General features: G+C 61.7%; 29 protein-coding genes and 4 pseudogenes. 1 reads left to right on the top strand and 32 read right to left on the bottom strand.

The genetic code is table 11. From position 1 onward, the window contains the following. Window positions 1-14: 14 nt before the first annotated feature. Together ssb and ACUDAL_RS00265 are read right to left on the bottom strand one after the other, a co-directional pair. Window positions 15-645: pseudogene (ssb, locus tag ACUDAL_RS00270) on the bottom strand (single-stranded DNA-binding protein). A 75-nt stretch (window positions 646-720) separates the two neighbouring features. After that, window positions 721-2,106, bottom strand: coding sequence for an MFS transporter (locus ACUDAL_RS00265; RefSeq protein ID WP_444676707.1), 1,386 nt, complete (start codon window positions 2,104-2,106; stop codon window positions 721-723). Window positions 2,107-2,267: 161 nt separating this feature from the next. On the opposite strand from ACUDAL_RS00265, the pseudogene uvrA reads away from it, so the two are divergent. Beyond that, window positions 2,268-5,127, top strand: a pseudogene (gene uvrA / locus ACUDAL_RS00260) (excinuclease ABC subunit UvrA). Window positions 5,128-5,216: 89 nt separating this feature from the next. Here uvrA and rplQ read toward each other — a convergent pair. From rplQ to fusA, 30 genes and pseudogenes are all read right to left on the bottom strand, one after another. Further along, window positions 5,217-5,609, bottom strand: a complete 393-nt coding sequence (gene rplQ, locus ACUDAL_RS00255) for a 50S ribosomal protein L17 (protein WP_444676706.1) — start codon at window positions 5,607-5,609, stop codon at window positions 5,217-5,219. A 39-nt stretch (window positions 5,610-5,648) separates the two neighbouring features. Continuing rightward, window positions 5,649-6,647 (bottom strand): DNA-directed RNA polymerase subunit alpha, encoded by a 999-nt coding sequence (locus tag ACUDAL_RS00250; RefSeq protein WP_444676705.1) that lies wholly within the window; start codon window positions 6,645-6,647, stop codon window positions 5,649-5,651. An 81-nt stretch (window positions 6,648-6,728) separates the two neighbouring features. Then, window positions 6,729-7,349, bottom strand: a complete 621-nt coding sequence (gene rpsD / locus ACUDAL_RS00245) for a 30S ribosomal protein S4 (RefSeq protein WP_444676704.1) — start codon at window positions 7,347-7,349, stop codon at window positions 6,729-6,731. Between the two features lie 12 nt (window positions 7,350-7,361). After that, complete coding sequence (gene rpsK, locus ACUDAL_RS00240; RefSeq protein WP_010626488.1) at window positions 7,362-7,748, bottom strand: 30S ribosomal protein S11; 387 nt, start codon at window positions 7,746-7,748, stop codon at window positions 7,362-7,364. 39 nt (window positions 7,749-7,787) lie between these two features. Then, complete coding sequence (rpsM, locus tag ACUDAL_RS00235) at window positions 7,788-8,144, bottom strand: 30S ribosomal protein S13 (RefSeq protein WP_444676703.1); 357 nt, start codon at window positions 8,142-8,144, stop codon at window positions 7,788-7,790. 119 nt (window positions 8,145-8,263) lie between these two features. Then, on the bottom strand, window positions 8,264-8,377 hold the full coding sequence (gene rpmJ / locus ACUDAL_RS00230; RefSeq protein WP_009099023.1) for a 50S ribosomal protein L36: 114 nt from the start codon (window positions 8,375-8,377) through the stop codon (window positions 8,264-8,266). Between the two features lie 52 nt (window positions 8,378-8,429). Next, window positions 8,430-9,761, bottom strand: a complete 1,332-nt coding sequence (secY, locus tag ACUDAL_RS00225; RefSeq protein ID WP_444676702.1) for a preprotein translocase subunit SecY — start codon at window positions 9,759-9,761, stop codon at window positions 8,430-8,432. Next, on the bottom strand, window positions 9,762-10,196 hold the full coding sequence (rplO, locus tag ACUDAL_RS00220; protein ID WP_444676701.1) for a 50S ribosomal protein L15: 435 nt from the start codon (window positions 10,194-10,196) through the stop codon (window positions 9,762-9,764). A gap of 3 nt (window positions 10,197-10,199) precedes the next feature. Beyond that, the gene (rpmD, locus tag ACUDAL_RS00215) at window positions 10,200-10,382 is read right to left on the bottom strand and encodes a 50S ribosomal protein L30 (protein WP_444676700.1); all 183 of its coding nucleotides are present in this window, start codon (window positions 10,380-10,382) and stop codon (window positions 10,200-10,202) included. 5 nt (window positions 10,383-10,387) lie between these two features. Then, the gene (gene rpsE, locus ACUDAL_RS00210; RefSeq protein ID WP_444676699.1) at window positions 10,388-10,888 is read right to left on the bottom strand and encodes a 30S ribosomal protein S5; all 501 of its coding nucleotides are present in this window, start codon (window positions 10,886-10,888) and stop codon (window positions 10,388-10,390) included. Between the two features lie 11 nt (window positions 10,889-10,899). Continuing rightward, a complete protein-coding gene (gene rplR / locus ACUDAL_RS00205) occupies window positions 10,900-11,250 on the bottom strand; it encodes a 50S ribosomal protein L18 (RefSeq protein ID WP_104205215.1) in 351 nt (116 codons plus the stop codon). Window positions 11,251-11,259: 9 nt separating this feature from the next. Then, entirely contained in the window at window positions 11,260-11,790 is a 531-nt protein-coding gene (gene rplF, locus ACUDAL_RS00200; RefSeq protein ID WP_444676698.1) for a 50S ribosomal protein L6, read from the bottom strand. A gap of 9 nt (window positions 11,791-11,799) precedes the next feature. Then, a complete protein-coding gene (gene rpsH / locus ACUDAL_RS00195; protein ID WP_444676697.1) occupies window positions 11,800-12,192 on the bottom strand; it encodes a 30S ribosomal protein S8 in 393 nt (130 codons plus the stop codon). Between the two features lie 32 nt (window positions 12,193-12,224). Beyond that, window positions 12,225-12,530, bottom strand: coding sequence for a 30S ribosomal protein S14 (gene rpsN / locus ACUDAL_RS00190; protein WP_444676696.1), 306 nt, complete (start codon window positions 12,528-12,530; stop codon window positions 12,225-12,227). Window positions 12,531-12,540: 10 nt separating this feature from the next. Further along, the gene (gene rplE / locus ACUDAL_RS00185; RefSeq protein WP_444676695.1) at window positions 12,541-13,080 is read right to left on the bottom strand and encodes a 50S ribosomal protein L5; all 540 of its coding nucleotides are present in this window, start codon (window positions 13,078-13,080) and stop codon (window positions 12,541-12,543) included. Between the two features lie 18 nt (window positions 13,081-13,098). Then, a complete protein-coding gene (gene rplX / locus ACUDAL_RS00180) occupies window positions 13,099-13,416 on the bottom strand; it encodes a 50S ribosomal protein L24 (RefSeq protein ID WP_444676694.1) in 318 nt (105 codons plus the stop codon). Window positions 13,417-13,430: 14 nt separating this feature from the next. Then, window positions 13,431-13,802 (bottom strand): 50S ribosomal protein L14, encoded by a 372-nt coding sequence (gene rplN, locus ACUDAL_RS00175; RefSeq protein ID WP_444676693.1) that lies wholly within the window; start codon window positions 13,800-13,802, stop codon window positions 13,431-13,433. A gap of 39 nt (window positions 13,803-13,841) precedes the next feature. After that, on the bottom strand, window positions 13,842-14,102 hold the full coding sequence (gene rpsQ, locus ACUDAL_RS00170; protein ID WP_444676692.1) for a 30S ribosomal protein S17: 261 nt from the start codon (window positions 14,100-14,102) through the stop codon (window positions 13,842-13,844). Between the two features lies 1 nt (window position 14,103). Continuing rightward, window positions 14,104-14,295, bottom strand: coding sequence for a 50S ribosomal protein L29 (rpmC, locus tag ACUDAL_RS00165; RefSeq protein ID WP_010626474.1), 192 nt, complete (start codon window positions 14,293-14,295; stop codon window positions 14,104-14,106). Further along, complete coding sequence (rplP, locus tag ACUDAL_RS00160) at window positions 14,295-14,708, bottom strand: 50S ribosomal protein L16 (protein ID WP_444676691.1); 414 nt, start codon at window positions 14,706-14,708, stop codon at window positions 14,295-14,297. Before rplP ends, rpmC begins: the two co-directional genes overlap by 1 nt. 15 nt (window positions 14,709-14,723) lie before the next feature. Next, window positions 14,724-15,425 carry a 30S ribosomal protein S3 gene (gene rpsC / locus ACUDAL_RS00155; RefSeq protein WP_086507995.1) on the bottom strand — a complete coding sequence of 234 codons (702 nt, stop codon included), beginning with the start codon at window positions 15,423-15,425 and terminating at the stop codon, window positions 14,724-14,726. A gap of 11 nt (window positions 15,426-15,436) precedes the next feature. Further along, the gene (gene rplV, locus ACUDAL_RS00150; protein WP_010626471.1) at window positions 15,437-15,769 is read right to left on the bottom strand and encodes a 50S ribosomal protein L22; all 333 of its coding nucleotides are present in this window, start codon (window positions 15,767-15,769) and stop codon (window positions 15,437-15,439) included. 18 nt (window positions 15,770-15,787) lie between these two features. Further along, window positions 15,788-16,063, bottom strand: coding sequence for a 30S ribosomal protein S19 (gene rpsS, locus ACUDAL_RS00145; protein WP_009098993.1), 276 nt, complete (start codon window positions 16,061-16,063; stop codon window positions 15,788-15,790). A gap of 22 nt (window positions 16,064-16,085) precedes the next feature. Then, a complete protein-coding gene (gene rplB, locus ACUDAL_RS00140; RefSeq protein ID WP_444676690.1) occupies window positions 16,086-16,913 on the bottom strand; it encodes a 50S ribosomal protein L2 in 828 nt (275 codons plus the stop codon). A gap of 17 nt (window positions 16,914-16,930) precedes the next feature. Continuing rightward, on the bottom strand, window positions 16,931-17,227 hold the full coding sequence (gene rplW / locus ACUDAL_RS00135; protein ID WP_111413338.1) for a 50S ribosomal protein L23: 297 nt from the start codon (window positions 17,225-17,227) through the stop codon (window positions 16,931-16,933). Then, on the bottom strand, window positions 17,224-17,829 hold the full coding sequence (rplD, locus tag ACUDAL_RS00130; protein WP_444676689.1) for a 50S ribosomal protein L4: 606 nt from the start codon (window positions 17,827-17,829) through the stop codon (window positions 17,224-17,226). The genes rplW and rplD overlap by 4 nt, the downstream gene beginning before the upstream one ends. A gap of 14 nt (window positions 17,830-17,843) precedes the next feature. Beyond that, complete coding sequence (rplC, locus tag ACUDAL_RS00125; protein ID WP_444676688.1) at window positions 17,844-18,482, bottom strand: 50S ribosomal protein L3; 639 nt, start codon at window positions 18,480-18,482, stop codon at window positions 17,844-17,846. A 154-nt stretch (window positions 18,483-18,636) separates the two neighbouring features. Then, window positions 18,637-18,947: pseudogene (rpsJ, locus tag ACUDAL_RS00120) on the bottom strand (30S ribosomal protein S10). 161 nt (window positions 18,948-19,108) lie between these two features. Further along, window positions 19,109-20,302, bottom strand: a complete 1,194-nt coding sequence (gene tuf, locus ACUDAL_RS00115) for an elongation factor Tu (RefSeq protein ID WP_444676687.1) — start codon at window positions 20,300-20,302, stop codon at window positions 19,109-19,111. Window positions 20,303-20,332: 30 nt separating this feature from the next. Continuing rightward, window positions 20,333-22,452, bottom strand: a pseudogene (gene fusA / locus ACUDAL_RS00110) (elongation factor G). Between the last annotated feature and the right edge of the window lies 1 nt (window position 22,453).

Genomic DNA, 22,453 nt, shown 5'->3' with positions numbered 1-22,453 from the left:
TGGGCCGGTAATGCCTAGAACGGGATTTCGTCATCGAAATCGTCGAAGCTACCCGGGTCCGGCGCACCGTAATTGCCCTGCCGCTGCCCTCCCTGCTGAGGCTGCTGGTGCTGTCCGCCCTGCTGCTGGGGCTGGCCAGCCGGCGCCGAACGCTGCGGCTGACCACCGCCATGACCGCCCTGCTGGGGAGCTTGGCCGTAGCCGCCGCCTTGCGACGGCGCACCATAGCCGCCGCCCTGCGGCGCCGCACCATAGCCGCCCTGCTGGCCCATGCCTGCGCCGGGCTGGCCGCCGAAGTCGCCTCCGCTGCGGGAGTCGAGCATCTGCATGTCATTGCAGACAATCTCGGTAGTGTAGCGGTCCTGGCCGTCCTGCCCCTGCCACTTGCGCGTCTGCAGCCGCCCTTCGAGATAGACTCGAGAGCCCTTCTTCAGGAACTGTTGAGCGATCTCCAGCCAGGCGGTTGAACAGCACCACCGAATGCCACTCCGTGCGCTCCTGGCGCTGGCCGCTCTGCTTGTCGGTCCAGGTGTCGGTCGTCGCGACGCGCAGATTGGCGACGGGACTGCCGGACGGCATGAAGCGCACCTCGGGGTCCTGCCCCAGGTTGCCGATGAGGATGACCTTGTTGACGCCGCGGGCCATAGGAGACTCCTGTGTGTTGTCGTGAACTCGTCATGAATTCGGTGATAGTTCGTGCGCTAGCCCGGGCATAGCCGGCTAGCCTTCGTGACGGCGTGATCGAATCAAGCGACCGAGCGCTTCCTCGTCGAGATGACGACGGTCGACCTTGAGATAGGCCAGCCGCTCCTCGGGGACCACCAGCACATCTTCGACGCCGGCCACGTCGGCAAAATTTGCCATCAGTGCTTCTAGGGCATCGCCCTGGTGCTCCTCGTCGAGTGCCACCACTTCGCTCGACAGGTGCGGCGGGGTCGGCATGCCCAGCATCACCAGCCACCAGCCGCCGACCACCACGGCGCTGACGATGAACACCGCCCCCAGGCCCCACTGCTGCACGATGAAGCCGCCCATCACGCCGCCGAGGAAGGCGCCCAAAAACTGGCTGGTCGAATAGATGCCCATGGCGGTGCCCTTCGCCCCAGCCGGCGCCAGCTTACTGAGCATCGAGGGCAGCATGGCCTCCAGCAGGTTGAAACCGATGAAGAATAGCAGCAGACAGGCAAACAGCGCCCAGATGCCATCGAGACCGGCAAGCCCGCCAAGGCTGGCCGCCATCAAGGCGATGGCCAGCAGACTCATGCCTTTCATGCGCTGGCGTTTTTCCGCAATCACTACCAGCGGCACCATGCCGATGAACGCCAGCGCCATGACACCGAGATAGGTGACACCATGCCGCTCGGCGCCGATCCCGACCTCGACCAGGCGAAACGGCACGGCCAGGAAGATCGCCATAAGCACCAAGTGCAGGGCGAAGATCGATAGGTCGAGCCGCCACAGATCGCTGCGGGTGAGGATGGTCGTCACCTGCTGGCGATCGATGCCAACGTCGCGATGACGCATCCGGCGTGGCGCGGGAGGTACCAGCTTCCACAGCACGACCAAGCCCAGGGCGGCAAGCAGGGCGGTGAACCAGAATACCGCGGCGAGGCCGAACGTCGCCGCCAGCCACGGGCCAAGCACCATGGCCACCGCAAAGGCCACGCCGATGGACAACCCGATGGTGGCCATCGCAGCCGTGCGCACCTGCTCGCGGGTCTGATCGGCCAGCAGCGCCATGATCGCCGCCGCCACCGCCCCGCTGCCCTGCAGGGCGCGGCCCAGAATGACGCCTTGGATGCTCTCCGCGCTGGCCGCGACCACGCTGCCCACCACGAAGAGCAAAAGGCCACCGGCGATAACAGGCTTGCGCCCGAGCCGATCGGACAGCACGCCGAAGGGGATCTGCAGGATGGCCTGGGTCAGCCCATAGACGCCCAATGCCAGGCCCACCATCAGCGGTGTAGCGCCCACCAGGTCATCAGCATAAAGCGCCAGCACCGGCAGCACCATGAACAGTCCCAGCATGCGCGCGGCATACAGGCTCGCCAGGCCGGTAATGGCGCGCCGTTCAGTGGCTAGCAGCAGACCCGAGACCTTGCGCATGGGGGAGAGGCTTCCATGGGTGGTAGGGCTGAGCCCCATCGAATGAATCGCCTATTCTAACGATTCCCAGCCACACAGGGAACGGCCGGACCGGTGGCGCTTTGGCGCGCGCCTCGGCTCACACGTATAATGAAGGTTTTGCCGAGCGCCATGAGGTGGGAATGGACAGGATTCTGGTCAGGGTGCCCGCACCCACAACCTCAAGCAGATCGATGTCGAGCTGCCCCGCGACAGGCTGATCGTGGTCACCGGGCTCTCAGGGTCGGGCAAGTCATCGCTGGCCTTCGACACCCTCTATGCCGAGGGCAGCGCCGCTACGTGGAGTCTCTTTCCACCTACGCCCGCCAGTTCCTGTCGATGATGGAGAAGCCCGACGTCGACCACATCGAAGGGCTGTCACCGGCGATCTCCATCGAGCAGAAATCGACTTCTCACAATCCTCGCTCCACGGTCGGCACCATCACCGAAATTTACGACTACCTGCGCCTGCTGTTCGCCCGCGCCGGCACGCCGCGCTGCCCGGAACACGACGAGGAGCTCGAGGCCAGCACCATCTCCCAGATGGTCGATCAGGTGCTGGCCCTTCCCGAGGGTAGCAAGCTGATGCTGCTGGCTCCGGTGGTCAAAGGGCGCAAGGGCGAGCATCTGCAGCTGCTTGCCGAGCTGCGCGCCCAGGGCTTCGTGCGGGTCATGATCAACGGCCAAGCGCTGGAGCTCGATGACATCGCCCCGCTGGACAAGCACAAGAAGCACGACATCAGCGTGGTGGTCGACCGAATCAAGGTTCGCGAGGGGCTGGCCCAGCGCCTGGCGGAATCGTTCGAAACCGCGCTCAACCTGGCCGACGGCATCGCCGTGGTGCACTTCATGGACGGCGATGCCGAGGACATCACCTTCTCGGCGCGCTTCGCCTGCCCGGTTTGCGGCTACGCCATTGCCGAGCTCGAGCCACGCATGTTCTCGTTCAACAACCCCGCCGGCGCCTGCCCCACCTGCGACGGCCTGGGCGTGCAGCAGGTGTTCGACCCCGACAAGCTGATCAGCCACCCTCAGCTGTCGCTGGCCGAGGGCGTGATCAAAGGCTGGGACCGGCGCAGCGTCTACTACTTCAGCCAGCTACAGGCGGTGGCCGATCACTATCGCTTCACCCTGGAGACACCTTGGCAGGAGCTTGCCCGTCACGAGCGTGAGATCATCCTGCACGGCAGCGGCGAGGACGAGATCGCCTTCAGCTACGTCAACGACCGTGGCCGCCGCGTGACCCGTGAACACGCTTTCGAAGGCGTGCTGCCCAACATGCAGCGTCGCTATCGCGAGACCGAGTCGAGCATGGTGCGCGAGGAACTGGCGCGCTACATCGCCGACCGCCCCTGCCCCACCTGCCAGGGCTCGCGCCTGCGCAAGGAGTCCCGTCATGTCTTTGTCGACGACCACACCCTACCGCAGATCGTTCAGCTGCCCATCGGCGAGGCCTGGCATTACTTTCAGCAGCTTGCCCTGCCTGGACGCAAGGGCGAGATTGCCCAGAAGGTGGTCAACGAGATCCAGGCGCGCCTGGAATTCCTCGTCAACGTCGGGCTCGACTACCTCAACTTGGAACGCAGCGCCGAGACGCTTTCCGGCGGCGAGGCCCAGCGCATTCGCCTGGCAAGCCAGATCGGCGCCGGCCTGGTCGGCGTCATGTACATCCTCGACGAGCCTTCCATCGGCCTGCACCAGCGCGACAACGACCGCCTGCTCAAGACGCTGGTTCACCTGCGCGACCTGGGCAATACGGTGATCGTCGTCGAGCACGACGAAGACGCCATCCGCGCCGCCGACCACGTGCTCGACATCGGCCCCGGCGCCGGGGTGCATGGGGGCCGCATCGTGGCTCAGGGCACGCCGGAAGCGGTGATGGCCAGTGATGACTCGCTCACCGGCCAGTACCTGTCGGGCAAGCGCCGCATCGAGGTACCCAAGTGGCGCATCCCCGGCAACCCCGAAAAGCGGCTCGTGCTCAGCGGCGCACGCGGCAACAACCTGCATGACGTCACCCTGAGCCTGCCGCTGGGGCTGTTCATCTGCGTCACCGGGGTCTCAGGTTCAGGCAAGTCGACGCTGATCAACGCCACGCTGATGCCGATCGCCGCACGCGAGCTCAACCACGCCACAACCCTGACACCCGCGCCCTTCGACCGCATCGAGGGGCTCGACCAGCTCGACAAGGTAATCGACATCGATCAGAGCCCCATTGGTCGCACACCGCGCTCCAACCCGGCCACCTACACCGGCATCTTCACCCCGATCCGCGAGCTTTTCGCCGGCACCCAAGAGGCTCGCTCACGCGGCTACAAGCCGGGGCGCTTCTCCTTCAACGTCAAAGGAGGCCGCTGCGAAGCGTGTCAGGGCGAAGGCATGATCAAGGTCGAGATGCACTTCCTGCCCGATATCTACGTGCCCTGCGACGTTTGCAAAGGCAAGCGATACAACCGCGAGACGCTGGAAATCGAATACAAGGGCAAGAGCATCGACGAGGTGCTCGAGATGACCGTGGAGGAAGCGCTGGCGTTTTTCAGCCCGGTACCGGCCATCGCCCGGCGCCTGCAGACCCTGCTCGACGTCGGCCTCTCCTACATCCGGCTGGGACAGAGCGCCACCACGCTTTCCGGCGGCGAGGCCCAGCGCGTCAAACTGGCGCGCGAGCTGGCCAAGCGCGACACCGGCAAGACCCTCTATATCCTCGACGAGCCCACCACCGGGCTGCACTTCGAGGACATACGCCAGCTGCTCACGGTTCTCCACCGCCTGCGTGACCACGGCAATACCATCGTGGTGATCGAGCATAACCTGGACGTGATCAAGACCGCCGACTGGATCGTCGACCTCGGCCCCGAGGGCGGCTCCGGGGGCGGGCGGATCATCGCCGAAGGCACCCCCGAGCAGGTGGCGGCAATGGAAGTCTCGCATACCGGTCGCTTCCTCAAGCCGCTGCTGGAGCGGGCCAAACGCAGACAGGCCGAGCCAGCAACGTCCAAGTAGGGTCGCATGCCAATAAAAAACCCGGCTTCGCGAGAAGCCGGGTTTTTCGTATTGCTACAGCACTGCCGGACCAGGCCCGCCGCCGAGGATCACTCCTCGGTAGCGACTTCCTCTGCCTCGACGACCGGACGGTCGACGAGCTCGACGAAGGCCATGGGGGCGTTGTCGCCGGTGCGGAAGCCGCACTTGAGGATACGGACATAGCCGCCCGGACGCTCGACGTAACGCGGACCCAGCTCGTTGAAGAGCTTACCGACCGCTTCCTTGGAGCGGGTGCGGCTGAAGGCCAGACGCCGGTTGGCAACGCTGTCCTGCTTGGCCAGGGTGATCAGCGGCTCGATAACGCGACGCAGTTCCTTGGCCTTGGGCAGGGTTGTCTTGATCACTTCATGCTCGATCAGCGACACGCTCATGTTCTTGAACATGGCCTGGCGATGCGAGCTGGTACGATTCAGATGACGACCACTCTTACGATGACGCATGGTTGCAATTCCTTACCAAACTGGGACTCGAATCGACGCTCACGCAGAGGCCTTGTCGTCCTTCAGGCTCGCCGGCGGCCAGTTTTCCAGCCGCATGCCAAGGGAAAGACCGCGCGCCGCCAGCACATCCTTGATTTCATTCAAGGATTTCTTGCCGAGGTTCGGGGTCTTCAGCAGCTCGACTTCTGTGCGCTGGATCAGATCGCCGATGTAGTAGATATTCTCGGCCTTCAGGCAGTTGGCGCTGCGGACAGTCAATTCGAGATCGTCTACGGGGCGCAGAAGAATCGGATCGACATGATCCTCTTCTTCCTCGATCTCCTGCTCCTTGTCGGCTTCCAGGTCGACGAACGCGGACAGCTGCTCCTGCAGGATGGTCGCACTGCGACGGATGGCCTCTTCAGGATCCAGGGTGCCGTCGGTTTCCAGATCAATGATCAGCTTGTCGAGGTCGGTACGCTGTTCGACACGCGCGGCATCGACGGCATACGAGACACGGCGCACGGGGCTGAACGTAGCATCCAGCTGCAGGCGACCGATGGCACGTGACTCATCGTCGGCACTCAGGCGAGCATCCGCCGGCTCGTAGCCACGACCGCGCGCGACCTTGAGCTGCATCTTGAGCTCGGCACCTTCGTTGACGTGAGCGATGACGTGATCCGGGTTGACGATCTCGACATCATGATCGAGAGCGATGTCACCCGCAGTCACCACGGCCGGGCCCTGCTTGTTCAGCGAGAGCACCGCCTCGTCGCGACTGTGCATGCGGATGGCCACGTCCTTGAGGTTGAGGAGGATCTCGATGACATCTTCCTGAACACCCTCGATCGCGCTGTACTCATGCTCTACGCCGGCAATCTCGACTTCCACCACGGCACAGCCGGGCATGGACGAGAGCAGAATGCGGCGCAGCGCATTGCCCAGAGTGTGGCCAAAGCCACGCTCGAACGGCTCGAGCACGATCTTAGCGTGATGCGCACTGATCTCTTCGACCTTGATATCGCGCGGACGGAGAAACTCTGTCACTGAACGCTGCATAACTACACCTTTGAGGCTGCCTAACGGTTACTCGGTACTCTGGCCGACCCCAAGGGGTCGGCACGGCGCATTCAGCGACGCTTACTTCGAGTACAGCTCGACGATCAGGTTTTCGTTGATGTCGGCAGACAGGTCGCCGCGTTCCGGGATAGCCTTGAAGGTGCCTTCCATCTTCTTCGCGTCCACCTCGATCCAGGCAACGTCGCCACGATTGGCCGCGATGGAAAGCGCACTCTGGATGCGCGCCTGGTTCTTCGCCTTCTCGCGAATAGTGATCACGTCACCCGGCTTCACCTGGAAGGAGGCCACGTTGACGGTACGGCCATTGACCGCAATCGCCTTGTGGCTGACCAGCTGGCGAGCTTCGGCACGCGTGGAGCCGAAGCCCATGCGGTAGACGACGTTGTCCAGTCGGGACTCCAGCAGCTGCAGAAGGACTTCGCCGGTAGCGCCGGAGCGACGGGCGGCTTCCTTGTAGTAGCTGCGGAACTGCTTCTCGAGCACACCGTAGATGCGGCGTACTTTCTGCTTCTCACGAAGCTGCAAGCCGTAGTCGGAAAGACGCTGACGGCGCTGGCCGTGCACACCCGGAATCTGCTCGGATTTGCACTTCTTCTCGAAGGGAGTCACACCGCTCTTCAGAAAGAGGTCGGTGCCTTCACGACGAGACAGTTTGCACTTCGGTCCAATATAACGAGCCATGAATCTGTCTCCTTAAACGCGGCGTTTCTTCGGCGGACGGCAGCCATTGTGGGGAATGGGCGTCGCGTCAGTGATGCTCTGCACGCGGAAGCCAGCGGCGCTCAGGGCGCGCACGGCGGATTCACGGCCAGGACCGGGGCCCTTGACCAGCACGTCGACGTTTTTCACACCATACTCGGCTGCAGCGGTCGCTGCACGTTCGCTTGCCACTTGAGCAGCGAACGGGGTGCTCTTGCGAGAACCACGAAAACCCGAACCACCGGCAGTTGCCCAGGAAAGAGCGTTGCCCTGGCGGTCTGTGATCGTCACGATCGTGTTGTTAAAAGAGGCGTGGATATGCGCAACGGCATCCACAACCTGCTTTTTAACCTTTTTACGGTTGCTACGCGGGTTAGCCATGTTGATGTCTATTCCTGTCTTTACGCCAGAACGTGCGTGTTACTTGCGGATCGGCTTACGCGGGCCCTTACGGGTACGCGCGTTAGTCTTGGTCCGCTGACCACGCAGCGGAAGACTACGACGATGACGCAGACCACGATAGCAACCCAGGTCCATGAGACGCTTGATGTTCAGCGTTACATCACGACGAAGGTCACCTTCCACGGTGTACTTACCGACTTCATTACGCAGGGTATCCAGCTCATCGCTGGACAGCTCCTGAATCTTGGTAGTCGGCGCGATGCCGGCAGCGGCACAGATGTCCTGCGCGCGCGTGCGGCCAATCCCGAAGATATAGGTCAGCGAGATCGCCGCATGCTTGTTGTCCGGGATATTGACGCCTGCAATACGGGCCATCAGCTTTCTCCGAAATTTGAGCGGCTTGCTCGATTAGTCACTACAAAAGGCGCAACAGCATACCCCTTTACCCTTTCCGGGGCAAGGGGTATGCCGGCACCGCTTTCCAGACGCCAGGTTCAGCCCTGGCGCTGCTTGTGCCGCGGCTCGATGCAGATGACGCGAACCGCGCCATTGCGACGAATGATCTTGCAGTTGCGGCACATCTTCTTGACGGAAGCTCGAACTTTCATCGTTCCTTCTCCAAAATCGGCACGCGGCGCGCCACATCAGCGGCAGCGCAGCTCAGCGCATGATACCGCCGCTGCCGTAGCCTTTCAGGTTGGACTTCTTCATCACCGATTCGTATTGGTGCGACATGAGATGCGACTGCACCTGGGCCATGAAGTCCATGATGACCACCACAATGATCAGCAGCGCGGTACCGCCGAAGAAGAACGGCACGTTCCACGCCACGATCAAGAACTGGGGCATCAGGGAAACCGCAGTGATGTACAGGGCGCCGCACAGGGTCAGACGGGTCATGACCTTGTCGACATAGCGAGCGGTCTGCTCGCCAGGACGAATGCCCGGCAGGAAAGCCCCTGACTTCTTGAGGTTGTCAGCGACATCCTTGGGATTGAAGACCAGTGCTGTGTAAAAGAAGCAGAAGAATATCACCGCCGCGGCGAAAAGCAAGATGTACAGCGGTTGTCCCGGCCCAAGAGCCTGTGAAGCCCGCTGCAGCCACTCCATGCCGTCGCCCGCCCCGACCCATTGGCCAAGGGAGGCGGGGAACAGCAGGATACTGGAGGCAAAGATCGGCGGAATGACGCCCGCCATGTTCACCTTCAGCGGCAGATAGCTGCTCTGCCCGGCATACATCTTGTTGCCCACCTGACGCCGCGGGTAGTTCACCGTGATACGGCGCTGGCCGCGCTCGATGAACACCACGAAGGCCACGGTCGCCACACCCAGCACGGAGAGGGCCAGCAGCGGCAGCACGTTCCACGCACCTTCGTTGCGGGCCAGCTCGAACGCCTGACCCACCGCACCAGGCAGGCCGGCAACGATACCGGCGAAGATCAGCAGCGAGATGCCGTTGCCGATTCCCTTCTCGGTGATCTGCTCACCCAGCCACATCAGGAACACTGCACCCGACACAAAGGTGACGATGGCAGTGAAATAGAAGCTGAAGTCAGCGGTATAGGCGATGCCCTGGCTCGCCAGGCCCACCGACATGCCGGTGCCCTGGACGAAGGCCAGCAGCACGGTACCGTAGCGGGTGTACTGGCTGATCTTACGGCGGCCTGCCTCGCCCTCCTTCTTCAACTGCTCAAGGTGGGGCGAGACGGCAGTCAGCAGCTGCATGATGATCGACGCCGAGATGTAGGGCATGATGCCCAGCGCCATGATGCTCATGCGCTCCAGGGCGCCACCCGAGAACATGTTGAACATGCCCAGGATGGTGCCCTGCTGCTCCCTGAACAAGGCAGCAAGCTGGTCAGGATTGATACCGGGAACGGGGATATGGGCACCGATACGGTACACCACAATGGCGAGGAGCACGAAGCGCAGACGCGCCCACAGTTCACTCAGACCGCTGCCCATCGCCGGCATGTTTCCTGACTTGGCCATTTAGTCCTCTACCTTGCCACCAGCGGCTTCGATTGCGGCACGGGCACCCTTGGTGACCTTCAGACCGCGCACGGTGACCGCCTTGTTGACGTCGCCGGACAGGATGATCTTCGCGAATTGCGTGGCATCCTTCAGCACATTGGCCTGCTTCAGAGTTTCCAGGGTGACTTCCTCGCCGCTGACCTTGGCCAGTTCGCTCAGACGTACCTCTTCGGAAACCAGCGACTTGGCCGACGTAAAGCCGAACTTCGGCAGACGCCGCTGCAGCGGCATCTGACCACCCTCGAAACCAGGCTTCACGGTGCCGCCGCTGCGCGACTTCTGGCCCTTGTGGCCACGGCCGCCGGTCTTGCCCAGACCGGAACCGATACCACGACCCACGCGCTTTTCAGCATGCTTGGAGCCCGGAGCCGGGCTCAGCGTGTTGAGTTTCATGGATTACTCTCCCTCTACCCGCACAAGGTAATTGACCTTGTGGATCATGCCGCGCACGGCAGGGGTGTCTTCCAGTTCGACCGTGTGACCGATACGGCGCAGCCCGAGGCCCTTCATGGTGGCCTTGTGCGTGGGCAGGGTGCCGATGGTGCTGCGGACCTGGGTTACCTTGAGTGTTGCTGCCATGGTGGTTACCCCGTAATCGCTGCGACAGACAAACCGCGCTTGGCGGCGATGTCTTCCGGCGACTGCATGGCGGTAAGACCCTTCACGGTGGCCCGCACCACGTTGACCGGATTGGTAGAACCGTAGCACTTGGCCAGGACGTCCTGGACGCCAGCCAGCTCGAGCACGGAGCGCATGGCGCCACCGGCGATGATCCCGGTACCTTCGGAAGCCGGCTGCATGTAGACCTTGGAGGCGCCGTGACGGGCCTTGACCGGGTACTGCAGCGTATGGCCCTTCAGGCTCACCTTGACCATGTTGCGGCGGGCCTGGTCCATGGCCTTCTGGATCGCGACCGGCACTTCACGTGCTTTGCCGCGGCCGAAGCCCACACGACCATTGCCGTCGCCCACGACGGTCAGCGCGGTGAAGCCGAAAATACGGCCACCCTTGACCACCTTGGCGACGCGGTTGACCTGCACGAGCTTTTCCTGCAGATCGCCGGTGTTCTGTTCGTTCTTCGCCATCGTTAAACCCTTTAGAATTCCAGGCCGCCTTCACGTGCGGCGTCGGCCAGGGCCTTCACACGACCGTGGTACTTGTAACCGGCACGATCGAAGGCCACCTGGGTGATGCCAGCCTGCTTGGCACGCTCGGCAATCAGCGCACCCACCTTGGCGGCGGCGTCGGCATTGCCCGTGGCACCCTCGCGCAGGTCCTTGTCCAGCGTGGAAGCGCTGGCCAGCACCTTGCCACCATCCGGCGAGATGATCTGCGCGTAGATGTGACGCGGGGTACGGTTGACGCACAGGCGATACACGCCCAGCTCGCGCATCTTGGCGCGAGCACGGCGGGCACGACGGAGACGAGATTCTTTCTTCGCGTTCATAACCCTGCCTTACTTCTTCTTGGCTTCTTTACGACGCACCTGCTCGTCGGCATACCGAACACCCTTCCCCTTGTAGGGCTCAGGCGGACGGAAAGCACGAACCTCGGCGGCGACCTGGCCCAGCTTCTGCTTGTCCGCGCTTTTCAGCACGATGACGGTATTCTTCGGCGTTTCCGCCGAGACACCTTCAGGCAGGGAATACTCGACCGGGTGGGAGAAGCCCAGTGACAGATTCAGCGTCTGGCCATTTGCCTGGGCACGATAGCCGACGCCAACGATTTCGAGAGTCTTGGTGAAACCCTCGGAGACGCCGGTGACCAGGTTCTGGACCAGAGCACGAGTGGTGCCGACCATGGCCCAGGACTTAGCGGTCTCGCTCGGGGTGAAGGTCAGCTGACCATCGCCCTGGCTGATGACCACGTCCGGGTGAACGGTCAAGGACAGCGTGCCCTGACCACCCTTGGCGGTCAGCTGGTCGCCGTCGAGCTTGATCTCGACGCCGGCGGGCACTTTAACCGGATATTTGGCTACGCGGGACATTCCAGACTCCTAGAATACGGTGCAGATGACTTCGCCACCGACGCCCGCTTGGCGAGCGGCGCGGTCGGTCATCACGCCCTTGGAAGTGCTGACGATCGCCACACCCAGACCATCGGCTACCTTGGGCAGTGCATCCTTGCCCTTGTACTGGCGCAGTGAGGGCTTGGAGACCCGCTGCAGATGCTCGATGACCGGCCTGCCCTCGAAATACTTGAGGGTCACGGTCAGCTCGGGCTTGGCGCCTTCAGCAACCGCGAAGTCGGTAATGTAGCCCTCTTCCTTCAATACGCGGGCCACCTCGACCTTGAGTTTGGAAGACGGCATGGTAACCGTCTCCTTGGTGGCCATCTGCGCATTGCGGATACGGGTGAACATATCCGCCAGAGTGTCTTGCATGCTCATTTACGTTGCGCTCCTGATGTTTCCGTGGCGGCTTACCAGCTGGACTTCTTCAGCCCAGGGACCTCGCCACGCATGGCGGCTTCACGCAGCTTGTTACGGCCAAGGCCGAACTTGTTGTAGTAGCCGTGCGGACGACCGGTGATGCGACAGCGGTTACGCTGGCGTACCGGACTGGAGTCGCGCGGCAACTGCTGCAGCTTCAGCGTCGCCTCGAAGCGCTCTTCATCGGAAGAGTTCACGCTCTGGATGATCGCCTTGAGCTCGGCACGGCGGGCCGCATATTTCTCGACCAGCTTGGTGCGCTTGAGCTCACGCTCCATCATGCTTTTCTTTGCCATGATCCCACCCTTATTTCTTGAACGGGAAGTTCAGCGCGCTCAGCAGCGCACGACCTTCGTCGTCGGTGTTGGCAGTAGTGGTGATGGTGACATCCAGACCACGAATCCGATCGATCTTATCATACTCGATCTCGGGGAAGATGATCTGCTCACGTACACCCATGGAGTAGTTGCCGCGACCGTCGAAGGACTTCGGGTTGAGACCACGGAAGTCACGTACGCGGGGAATCGCGATGTTGACCAGGCGATCGAGGAAATCCCACATGCGCTCGGCGCGCAGGGTCACCTTGATGCCGATCGGCCAACCTTCGCGCACCTTGAAGCCCGCGACGGACTTGCGCGCATTGGTCACCAGCGGCTTCTGACCGGAGAGCTTCTCCAAGTCGCCGATGGCATTCTCGATCAGCTTCTTGTCGCTGGTCGCGTCACCGATGCCCATGTTGAGGGTCACCTTGGTGATCCGCGGCACCTGCATCACGTTGGCGTAGCTGAACTGCTCTTGGAGCTGAGCCACCACCTCGTTCTGATAACGTTCTTTCAAGTTCGCCATTTTGCTACCCGACTCGCGTTAGGCGTCGATCTGCGTCTGCGTCGACTTGTAGATGCGTACCTTGGTACCGTCTTCCTTCACCTGGAAGCCGACGCGATCCGCCTTACCGGTCTCCGAATTGAAGATCGCCACGTTGGACGCGTGAATCGGAGCCTCGCGCTCGACGATACCGCCCTGATTGCCCGCCATAGGATTGGGCTTGGTGTGACGCTTGATCATGTTCACACCGGACACGACGAAGCGGTCGTCCCTGAGGACGCGCTTGACGGTGCCACGCTTGCCCTTATCCTTGCCGGCGATGACGATGACTTGATCGTCACGTTTGATCTTTTGCATATCCGCCTCGCTCCTTACAGCACTTCGGGCGCCAGGGAAATGATCTTCATGAACTTCTCGTTACGAAGTTCACGGGTCACCGGCCCGAAGATACGGGTCCCGATCGGCTGTTCGTTGGTGTTGTTCAACAGAACGGCCGCATTTCCGTCGAAGCGAATCAGCGAGCCGTCGGCACGACGCACGCCACTTCTGGTGCGAACGACCACTGCCTTGAGCACCTGGCCCTTCTTGACCTTGCCACGGGGAATAGCTTCCTTCACCGTGACCTTGATGATGTCACCAACGTGGGCGTAACGGCGGTGTGAACCACCGAGCACCTTGATGCACTGCACCCGGCGCGCTCCGCTGTTGTCGGCGACATCCAGCATTGTCTGAGTCTGAATCATCGGTTTTCTCCAAACCTAATCTGACTGCTCACGCCGAGCTTAGCCCTTGGCCTGCTCAAGCACTTCGACCAAGGTCCAAGATTTCTTCTTGGACAGCGGACGGCACTCCTGAATAGCAACCAGATCGCCGGTCTTCGCCTGGTTCGCCTCGTCATGGGCGTGCAGCTTGGTGGAGCGCTTGACGTACTTGCCATAGATCGGATGACGCTCGCGACGCTCGATCATGACGACGATGGACTTCTCCATCTTGTCGCTCACCACCTTGCCGGTGAGCGTACGGGCTTTCTTTTCTTCGGCCATCTCAGTCACCTGCCTTCTCGTTGAGCACAGTCTTCACCCGGGCGATGTCCCGACGAACCTGCTTGAGCAGATGAGTCTGGCTCAGTTGGCCGGTGGCCTTCTGCATGCGCAGGTTGAACTGCTCGCGGAGGAGTTCGAAGAGCTGCTCCTGGAGCTGCTCAACTGACTTTTCACGAATTTCCTGGGCTTTCATCACATCACCGTCCGCTTCACAAAGGTGGTGGATACGGGCATTTTCTGGGCGGCGAGAGTGAAGGCTTCACGAGCCAGCTCTTCGGACACGCCTTCGATTTCATACAGGACCCGACCCGGCTGGATCTGCGCGACCCAGTACTCGACGGAGCCCTTGCCCTTACCCATACGGACTTCGAGAGGCTTCTTGGAAATCGGCTTATCAGGGAATACGCGAATCCAGATCTTGCCGCCACGCTTGACGTGGCGGGTGATTGCGCGACGGCCGGCTTCGATCTGACGCGCGGTGAGGCGGCCACGACCGGTAGCTTTGAGGCCGTATTCCCCGAAGCTGATCTTGCTTCCGCGATGGGCCAGACCGCGGTTGCGGCCCTTCATCATCTTGCGGAATTTCATGCGCTTGGGCTGTAACATCGACTCGCTCTCCCCTTACCTGGAACCTTTCTTCTTGGAGGGCGCGGCCTGCGGCTGTTGCTTGGCCTTGGCGCGGACCTCTTCGATGCCCCCGAGGATTTCACCCTTGAAGACCCAAACCTTGACACCGATGATGCCGTAGGTGGTTTTTGCTTCGTAGGTGGCGTAATCGATGTCCGCACGCAGGGTGTGAAGCGGCACGCGGCCTTCGCGGTACCACTCGGTACGTGCGATTTCGGCACCACCCAGGCGACCTGACAGCATCACCTTGATACCACCTGCACCCAGGCGCATGGCGTTCTGCACGGAACGCTTCATGGCGCGACGGAACATCACGCGACGTTCGAGCTGGCCGGCGATATTCTGCGCGACGAGCTTGGCGTCGAGTTCCGGCTTGCGGACTTCCTCGATGTTGACGTGCACGGGCACGCCCATCATCGCGGTGACGTCACGACGCAGCTTGTCGACGTCCTCGCCCTTCTTGCCGATCACGATACCCGGACGGGCAGTGTGAATGGTGATACGAGCGTTGTTCGCCGGACGCTCGATGGTAATCTTACTCACCGAAGCGTTCTTCAGGCGCTCCTCGAGGAAGCGACGTACCTCGAGATCATTGTTCAGCTTGTCGGCATAAGCACCGCGTTCGGCGTACCACACCGAGGTGTGATCCTTGACGATACCCAGCCGAATACCTGTCGGATTGACTTTCTGACCCATCTGGTCGACTCCTACTTCTCGGCTACCTTGACGGTGATGTGGCAAGTGCGCTTCAGAATGCGATCCGCACGACCCTTGGCCCGCGGCTTGATGCGCTTGAGCGTCATGCCCTCATCGACGCAGATGGTCGAGACACGCAGCTCGTCGATATCCATGCCGTTGTTTTCTTCCGCATTCGCGATGGCGGACTGCAGCACCTTCTTGACCAGCTTGGCAGCCTTCTTCGGGGAGAAGGTCAGCAGGTCGAGCGCCTCGGCGACAGGCTTACCGCGCACCTGGTCAGCCACCAAACGGGCCTTCTGGGCGGATAAACGAGCGCCACGCAGCTTAGCTGTGACTTCCATCTCTCAATCCTCTCTGGCTTACCGTTTGGCTTTCTTGTCCGCCGCATGACCGCGATAGGTGCGGGTGGCAGCGAATTCGCCCAGCTTGTGGCCAACCATTTCCTCGGAGACATGCACCGGGACGTGTTGGCGACCGTTATGGACTGCAATGGTGAGTCCCACCATGTTCGGCAGGATCATGGAACGACGCGACCAGGTCTTGATCGGTTTGCGGTCGTTCTTTTCCACTGCAGCCTCAACCTTCTTCAGCAGATGAAGGTCGATAAAAGGACCTTTCTTCAGTGAACGTGGCACAGCCGTTACCCCTCAATGTCTGTTACTTGGCCTTACGGCGACGAACGATCAGCGCGTCAGTGCGCTTGTTCTTGCGGGTCTTGTGGCCCTTGGTGGGTACGCCCCACGGGGTCACCGGATGACGGCCTCCGCTGGTGCGGCCTTCACCGCCACCATGCGGGTGGTCAACCGGGTTCATGGCCACACCACGAACGGTCGGTCGTACACCTCTCCAGCGCTTTGCACCGGCCTTGCCAAGCTGACGCAGGCTGTGCTCGGAATTGCTCACTTCACCCAGAGTCGCACGGCACTCCGACAGCACCTTGCGCATCTCGCCGGAGCGCAAACGCAGGGTGGCGTAGTTGCCATCGCGCGCCACCAGCTGAGCGCTGGTTCCGGCGCTGCGAGCAATCTGCGCGCCCTTGCCGGGCTTGAGCTCGATGCAGTGCACGGTGGAACCCAGCGGAATGTTGCGCAGCGGCAGGGTGTTGCCCTTCTTGATCGCCGCATTCACACCGGACTCGAGCTTGTCGCCAGCGCTCACGCCTTTGGGCGCGATGATGTAGCGACGCTCGCCGTCCAGGTACTTCAGCAGCGCAATGTTGGCGCTACGATTCGGATCGTATTCGAGGCGCTCGACGATGGCGGGAACGCCATCCTTGGTGCGCTTGAAGTCGATCAGACGGTAGTGCTGACGGTGACCGCCGCCCACGTGACGGGTGGTGATGCGACCGTAGTTGTTGCGACCGCCGCTGCGCGACTGCTTCTCGAGCAGGGGTGCGTAGGGCTTGCCCTTGTGCAGATCTTCGCTGACGACCTTGACGACGTGGCGACGACCGGCGGATGTGGGTTTAGTCTTGACGATTGCCATGATCCGTACTCCTGCCCTTATTCGGCGCCAGTGAAGTCTTCGAGCGTTTCACCAGCAGCCAGGGTCACGTAGGCCTTGCGGTAGCCCTGGCGGCGGCCCAGACCGTGCGCGGTGCGCTTGGTCTTGCCCTTCATGTTCAGCACCTGGACGCGGTCAACCTTCTTGCCAAACAGCACCTGCACGGCCTGCTTGATTTCCGGCTTGGTCGCGTCGCTGGCCACTTTGAACACATACTGGTTGCGCTCGGCGGCGAAAGCGGCCTTCTCGGTCACGTGCGGACCAAGCAGAACCTTGAATACGCGCTCCTGGTTCATGCCAGCTTCTCCTCGAATTTGCGCAGAGCAGAGACGGTGACCAGCACCTTGTCGAAGGCGATCAGGCTCACCGGATCGGCAGCAGCCACATCCACCACCGCCACGTTGGGGATATTGCGAGCGGCCAGGTAGAGCTTCTCGTCGACTTCCTCGGTGACGATCAGCGCTTTCTCCAGGCCCAGCTCAGCCAGCTTGGCGACCAGCTGCTTGGTCTTCGGCGCATCCACCGTGAACTCGTCGATGGCAATCAGGCGTTCCTGACGAACCAGCTCAGAGAGAATGGCGCGCATCGCCGCACGGTACATCTTGCGGTTGACTTTTTGGGAGTGATCCTGCGGGCGAGCCGCGAAGGTCACGCCACCGCTGCGCCACAGCGGCGAACGGATGGTGCCGGCGCGAGCGCGACCGGTACCCTTCTGGCGCCACGGCTTCTTGCCACCGCCGCTGACGTCAGAACGGGTCTTCTGAGCACGAGTCCCCTGACGCGCACCGGCCAGATAGGCGGTGACGACCTGGTGAACCAGCGCTTCGTTGAATTCTTTGCCAAAGGTGGCGTCGGCGACTTCGACAGTACCCGCGCCTGCAGCAAGATTCAGATTCATCGGTGTTATCCCCTTCAGCCAGCTTTGACGGCGCTGCGCACGATGACTTCGCTACCGGTAGCGCCGGGCACGGCACCCTTGATCAGCAGCAGGTTACGCTCGGCATCAACGCGAACGACTTCGAGGCTCTGCACGGTGCAGCGGACATTGCCCATCTGGCCGGCCATTTTCTTGCCTTTGAAGACACGGCCCGGCGTCTGGCACATACCGATGGAACCCGGCGCACGGTGCGACAGGGAGTTGCCGTGAGTGGCGTCCTGGGTGCGGAAGTTCCAGCGCTTGACGGCGCCCTGGAAGCCCTTGCCCTTGGAGGTGCCGGTCACATCGACCTTCTGACCAGCTTCGAAGAGGGATACGGTGAGTTCGCCGCCCACTTCCGGAGCTTCATCGCCTTCAGCGAGGCGGAACTCCATCAGCGAACGACCGGCCTCGACACCAGCCTTGGCATAAAGCCCGGCTTGCGCCTTGGTAAGGTGCTTGGCCTTGCGGGAGCCGGCTGTCACCTGAATCGCAGCGTAACCGTCGCTTTCGACGCTCTTCACGCTAGTGACGCGATTCGGCGCAACCTCGATAACGGTCACGGGCACGGAAGCGCCCTCCTCGGTAAAGACACGGGTCATACCGGCCTTTCTACCGACCAAACCGATAGTCATTCTCAGTCTCCTTTAGTGTACGGGGCTATCACCCGCTATGGCTGCCCTTTCCAGAGCATTCCACTAGCACGTTGTATGACGCCATCACGGCGTGGCGGCTGCTGCTTCAACTGATCATCACGTGAAGCGCTGGGCCGCGGGGTGTCTAGTGTGGTTAGTCGAGCTTGATCTGCACGTCCACGCCGGCGGCGAGGTCGAGCTTCATCAGCGCATCGACGGTTTTTTCGGTCGGCTCGACGATGTCGAGCACACGCTTGTGAGTGCGAATCTCGTACTGGTCGCGCGCGTCCTTGTTGACGTGCGGCGAAATCAGCACCGTGTAGCGCTCACGATTGGTCGGCAGCGGATCGGACCCCGAACCTGAGCACCGGTACGCTTGGCGGTATCGACGATCTCCGCGGCGGACTGGTCGATCAGGCGATGGTCGAACGCCTTCAACCGAATGCGAATCTTCTGGTTCTGCATTTGCCCTAAACTCCAATGGATGGCGACGGCACAAGCCGCCTACCCACGCATTCAAAGGATGCGCATTATATGCACCCCCAAGACGAGAGTCAAACACTCTGCTTCAGGTGCGCAGAAGGGGCTCCTTGCGGAGCCCCTTCGATCAGTCAGCAGCCAGCGGCTTACTGAACGATCTTGGCCACGACGCCGGCGCCGACGGTACGACCGCCCTCGCGGATGGCGAAACGCAGGCCATCGTCCATGGCGATCGGAGCGATCAGGGTGACAACCATCTTGACGTTGTCGCCCGGCATGACCATCTCAACGCCTTCCGGCAGTTCACAGGTACCGGTCACGTCAGTGGTACGGAAGTAGAACTGCGGACGGTAGCCCTTGAAGAACGGGGTGTGACGACCACCTTCTTCCTTGGACAGCACGTAAACTTCGGCTTCGAAGACGGTGTGCGGCTTGATGGTGCCCGGCTTGGCCAGAACCTGACCACGCTCGACTTCATCACGCTTGGTGCCGCGCAGCAGGGCGCCGACGTTCTCACCCGCACGACCTTCGTCGAGCAGCTTGCGGAACATCTCGACACCGGTAACGGTGGTCTTGGTGGTGTCACGGATACCGACGATCTCGACTTCCTCGCCAGACTTGACGATACCGCGCTCGATACGACCGGTAACCACGGTGCCACGGCCGGAGATGGAGAACACGTCCTCGATCGGCATCAGGAACGGCTGATCGATGGCACGCTCCGGCTCGGGGATATAGTCGTCCAGCGCCTTGATCAGGTTGGCAACGGCGGTGGTGCCCATGCCGTTGTCGTCTTCGCCGTTCAGGGCCATCAGCGCGGAGCCAATGATGATCGGCGTGTCGTCGCCCGGGAAGTCGTACTCGTTGAGCAGCTCGCGAACTTCCATCTCGACCAGCTCAAGCAGCTCTTCGTCGTCGACCATGTCGGCCTTGTTCAGGAACACGACGATGTACGGAACGCCAACCTGGCGAGACAGCAGGATGTGCTCGCGAGTCTGCGGCATGGGGCCGTCAGCTGCGGAACAGACCAGGATGGCGCCGTCCATCTGCGCGGCACCGGTGATCATGTTCTTGACGTAGTCGGCGTGCCCCGGGCAGTCGACGTGCGCGTAGTGACGCGCTTCGGACTGGTACTCGACGTGAGACGTCGCGATGGTGATACCGCGCTCACGCTCTTCCGGGGCATTGTCGATGGTGTCGAAAGCACGCATCTCGCCACCAAACACCTCAGCAGAAACGCGAGTCAGGGCCGCAGTCAGAGTGGTCTTGCCGTGGTCGACGTGACCGATGGTGCCGACGTTGACGTGCGGTTTGGAACGTTCGAATTTTTCCTTAGCCACTTCGATAACCTCTTTAACGTTTGCTAGCGGTTAGCCTTTCTGATTGATGACGGCTTCAACGATGCTGGAGGGCGCCTCTTCGTACTTCGCGAACTCCATAACGTAGCTCGCACGACCCTGGGTCTGTGAGCGCAGATCGGTCGCATAACCGAACATCTCACCCAGCGGCACCATCGCGCGGATGATCTTTCCGGAGGAAGAGTCATCCATGCCTTGTACCAGACCGCGGCGACGGTTGAGGTCGCCCATGACGTCACCCATGAAATCCTCGGGGGTCACGACTTCGACCTTCATCACCGGTTCCAGCAGCACGGCCTTGGCCTTGCGCGCCCCTTCCTTGACAGCCATGGAAGAGGCGACCTTGAACGCGTTCTCGTTCGAGTCCACGTCATGGTAGGAGCCATCGTACAGCGTGACCTTGACGTCAATCATCGGATAACCCGCGATGACGCCGTTCTGCAGCTGCTCGTAGGCCCTTTCTCGACGGCACCCACGTACTCCTTGGGTACCACACCGCCGACGATCTCGGACGCGAACTTGAAGTGCATTTCTTCGTCGTCGCCCTTGTCCGCCTCGGTGAGCGGCTCGATGCGCAGCCAGACATGACCGTACTGGCCACGACCACCGGACTGACGCACGAACTTGCCTTCCTGCTCGACCTTGCCGCGGATGGTTTCGCGGTAGGCGACCTGCGGCTTGCCGATGTTCGCTTCGACCTTAAACTCGCGACGCATGCGGTCGACGATGATGTCCAGGTGCAGCTCGCCCATGCCGGAGATGATGGTCTGGCCGGTTTCTTCATCGGTCTTGACGCGGAAGGACGGATCCTCCTGGGCCAGCTTGCCCAGCGCCACGCCCATCTTCTCCTGATCGGCCTTGGACTTCGGCTCGACGGCGACCGAGATAACCGGCTCAGGGAATTCCATGCGCTCGAGCACGATCTTGTTCTCGAGATCACACAGGGTGTCACCGGTAGTGACGTCCTTCAAGCCGATACAGGCGGCGATATCGCCAGCGTAGACCTGCTTGATCTCCTCGCGCGAGTTGGCGTGCATCTGCACGATACGGCCGATGCGCTCCTTCTTCTGCTTGACGGAGTTGTAGACGCTGTCGCCGGAATTCAGCACGCCCGAGTAGACGCGGATGAAGGTCAGGGTACCGACGAAGGGGTCGGTAGCGATCTTGAACGCCAGCGCAGCGAACGGCGCGTTGTCGTCAGCCTCGCGGGTGGCGATGGTGCCGTCCTTATCGTCCAGCTCGCCCTCAATGGCCTTGACCTCGACCGGGGACGGCATGTACTCGACGATGGCATCCAGCACCGCCTGCACGCCCTTGTTCTTGAACGCCGAACCGCAGGTGACCAGCACGATCTCGTTGTCCAGGGTGCGGCGACGCAGGCCGGCCTTGATCTCCTCGTTAGAGAGCTCGCCCTCTTCGAGGTACTTATCCATCAGCTCTTCGGAGGCTTCCGCGGCGGCTTCCATCATCTGCTCGCGATACTCGGCGGCAGTTTCCTGAAGCTCTTCCGGGATTTCGACCAGCTGGTAGCTCATGCCCTGATCGGCTTCATTCCAGAGAATGGCCTTCATCTCGATCAGATCGATGACGCCTTTGAACTCTTCCTCGGTGCCCCAGTTGATCTGGATCGGCACCGCATTGGCGTTCAGGCGGTCCTTGAGCTGGCTGACAACCATGAAGAAGTCGGCGCCGGTACGGTCCATCTTATTGACGAACACCATGCGCGGCACTTCGTACTTGTTGGCCTGGCGCCAGACGGTCTCGGTCTGCGGCTGAACGCCGGAGCTGCCGCACAGCACCACGACGGCACCGTCGAGCACGCGCAGGGAACGCTCAACCTCGACGGTGAAGTCGACGTGCCCGGGGGTGTCGATGATGTTGATGCGGTGCTCGTCGAACTGCTGACTCATGCCCTTCCAGAAGGTGGTGACAGCAGCTGAGGTAATGGTAATGCCCCGCTCCTGCTCCTGCTCCATCCAGTCGGTGGTGGCAGCACCGTCGTGCACTTCACCCAGCTTGTGGGACAAGCCGGTGTAGAACAGCACACGCTCGGTAGTAGTGGTCTTGCCCGCGTCGACGTGGGCACAGATCCCGATGTTGCGATAGCGGTTGAGAGGTGTCTTGCGTGCCACG

Source organism: Halomonas sp. E19 (assembly GCF_052439355.1).
In the GTDB taxonomy this organism is placed as follows: Bacteria; Pseudomonadota; Gammaproteobacteria; order Pseudomonadales; family Halomonadaceae; genus Halomonas.
This window is presented reverse-complemented; position numbering and strand designations above follow the sequence as displayed.

Excerpts from the sequence above, each read along its gene's own strand:
- ACUDAL_RS00250 (WP_444676705.1), bottom strand. The coding sequence starts at position 6,647 with ATGCAGCGTTCAGTGACAGAGTTTCTCCGTCCGCGCGATATCAAGGTC.
- rpmD (WP_444676700.1), bottom strand. The coding sequence starts at position 10,382 with ATGGCAGCAACACTCAAGGTAACCCAGGTCCGCAGCACCATCGGCACC.
- rpmC (WP_010626474.1), bottom strand. The coding sequence starts at position 14,295 with ATGAAAGCCCAGGAAATTCGTGAAAAGTCAGTTGAGCAGCTCCAGGAG.
- rplV (WP_010626471.1), bottom strand. The coding sequence starts at position 15,769 with ATGGAAGTCACAGCTAAGCTGCGTGGCGCTCGTTTATCCGCCCAGAAG.
- rplE (WP_444676695.1), bottom strand. The coding sequence starts at position 13,080 with ATGGCGAACTTGAAAGAACGTTATCAGAACGAGGTGGTGGCTCAGCTC.
- ACUDAL_RS00265 (WP_444676707.1), bottom strand. The coding sequence starts at position 2,106 with ATGCGCAAGGTCTCGGGTCTGCTGCTAGCCACTGAACGGCGCGCCATT.
- rplD (WP_444676689.1), bottom strand. The coding sequence starts at position 17,829 with ATGAATCTGAATCTTGCTGCAGGCGCGGGTACTGTCGAAGTCGCCGAC.
- secY (WP_444676702.1), bottom strand. The coding sequence starts at position 9,761 with ATGGCCAAGTCAGGAAACATGCCGGCGATGGGCAGCGGTCTGAGTGAA.
- rpsQ (WP_444676692.1), bottom strand. The coding sequence starts at position 14,102 with ATGGCCGAAGAAAAGAAAGCCCGTACGCTCACCGGCAAGGTGGTGAGC.
- rpsD (WP_444676704.1), bottom strand. The coding sequence starts at position 7,349 with ATGGCTCGTTATATTGGACCGAAGTGCAAACTGTCTCGTCGTGAAGGC.
- rpsN (WP_444676696.1), bottom strand. The coding sequence starts at position 12,530 with ATGGCAAAGAAAAGCATGATGGAGCGTGAGCTCAAGCGCACCAAGCTG.
- rplO (WP_444676701.1), bottom strand. The coding sequence starts at position 10,196 with ATGAAACTCAACACGCTGAGCCCGGCTCCGGGCTCCAAGCATGCTGAA.
- rplN (WP_444676693.1), bottom strand. The coding sequence starts at position 13,802 with ATGATTCAGACTCAGACAATGCTGGATGTCGCCGACAACAGCGGAGCG.
- rplP (WP_444676691.1), bottom strand. The coding sequence starts at position 14,708 with ATGTTACAGCCCAAGCGCATGAAATTCCGCAAGATGATGAAGGGCCGC.
- rplC (WP_444676688.1), bottom strand. The coding sequence starts at position 18,482 with ATGACTATCGGTTTGGTCGGTAGAAAGGCCGGTATGACCCGTGTCTTT.
- rpsK (WP_010626488.1), bottom strand. The coding sequence starts at position 7,748 with ATGGCTAACCCGCGTAGCAACCGTAAAAAGGTTAAAAAGCAGGTTGTG.
- rpmJ (WP_009099023.1), bottom strand. The coding sequence starts at position 8,377 with ATGAAAGTTCGAGCTTCCGTCAAGAAGATGTGCCGCAACTGCAAGATC.
- rpsM (WP_444676703.1), bottom strand. The coding sequence starts at position 8,144 with ATGGCCCGTATTGCAGGCGTCAATATCCCGGACAACAAGCATGCGGCG.
- rplB (WP_444676690.1), bottom strand. The coding sequence starts at position 16,913 with ATGGCAATCGTCAAGACTAAACCCACATCCGCCGGTCGTCGCCACGTC.
- rpsH (WP_444676697.1), bottom strand. The coding sequence starts at position 12,192 with ATGAGCATGCAAGACACTCTGGCGGATATGTTCACCCGTATCCGCAAT.
- rplR (WP_104205215.1), bottom strand. The coding sequence starts at position 11,250 with ATGAACGCGAAGAAAGAATCTCGTCTCCGTCGTGCCCGCCGTGCTCGC.
- rplF (WP_444676698.1), bottom strand. The coding sequence starts at position 11,790 with ATGTCCCGCGTAGCCAAATATCCGGTTAAAGTGCCCGCCGGCGTCGAG.
- rplW (WP_111413338.1), bottom strand. The coding sequence starts at position 17,227 with ATGAACCAGGAGCGCGTATTCAAGGTTCTGCTTGGTCCGCACGTGACC.
- rplX (WP_444676694.1), bottom strand. The coding sequence starts at position 13,416 with ATGCAAAAGATCAAACGTGACGATCAAGTCATCGTCATCGCCGGCAAG.
- rpsC (WP_086507995.1), bottom strand. The coding sequence starts at position 15,425 with ATGGGTCAGAAAGTCAATCCGACAGGTATTCGGCTGGGTATCGTCAAG.
- rplQ (WP_444676706.1), bottom strand. The coding sequence starts at position 5,609 with ATGCGTCATCGTAAGAGTGGTCGTCATCTGAATCGTACCAGCTCGCAT.
- rpsE (WP_444676699.1), bottom strand. The coding sequence starts at position 10,888 with ATGGCGAAGAACGAACAGAACACCGGCGATCTGCAGGAAAAGCTCGTG.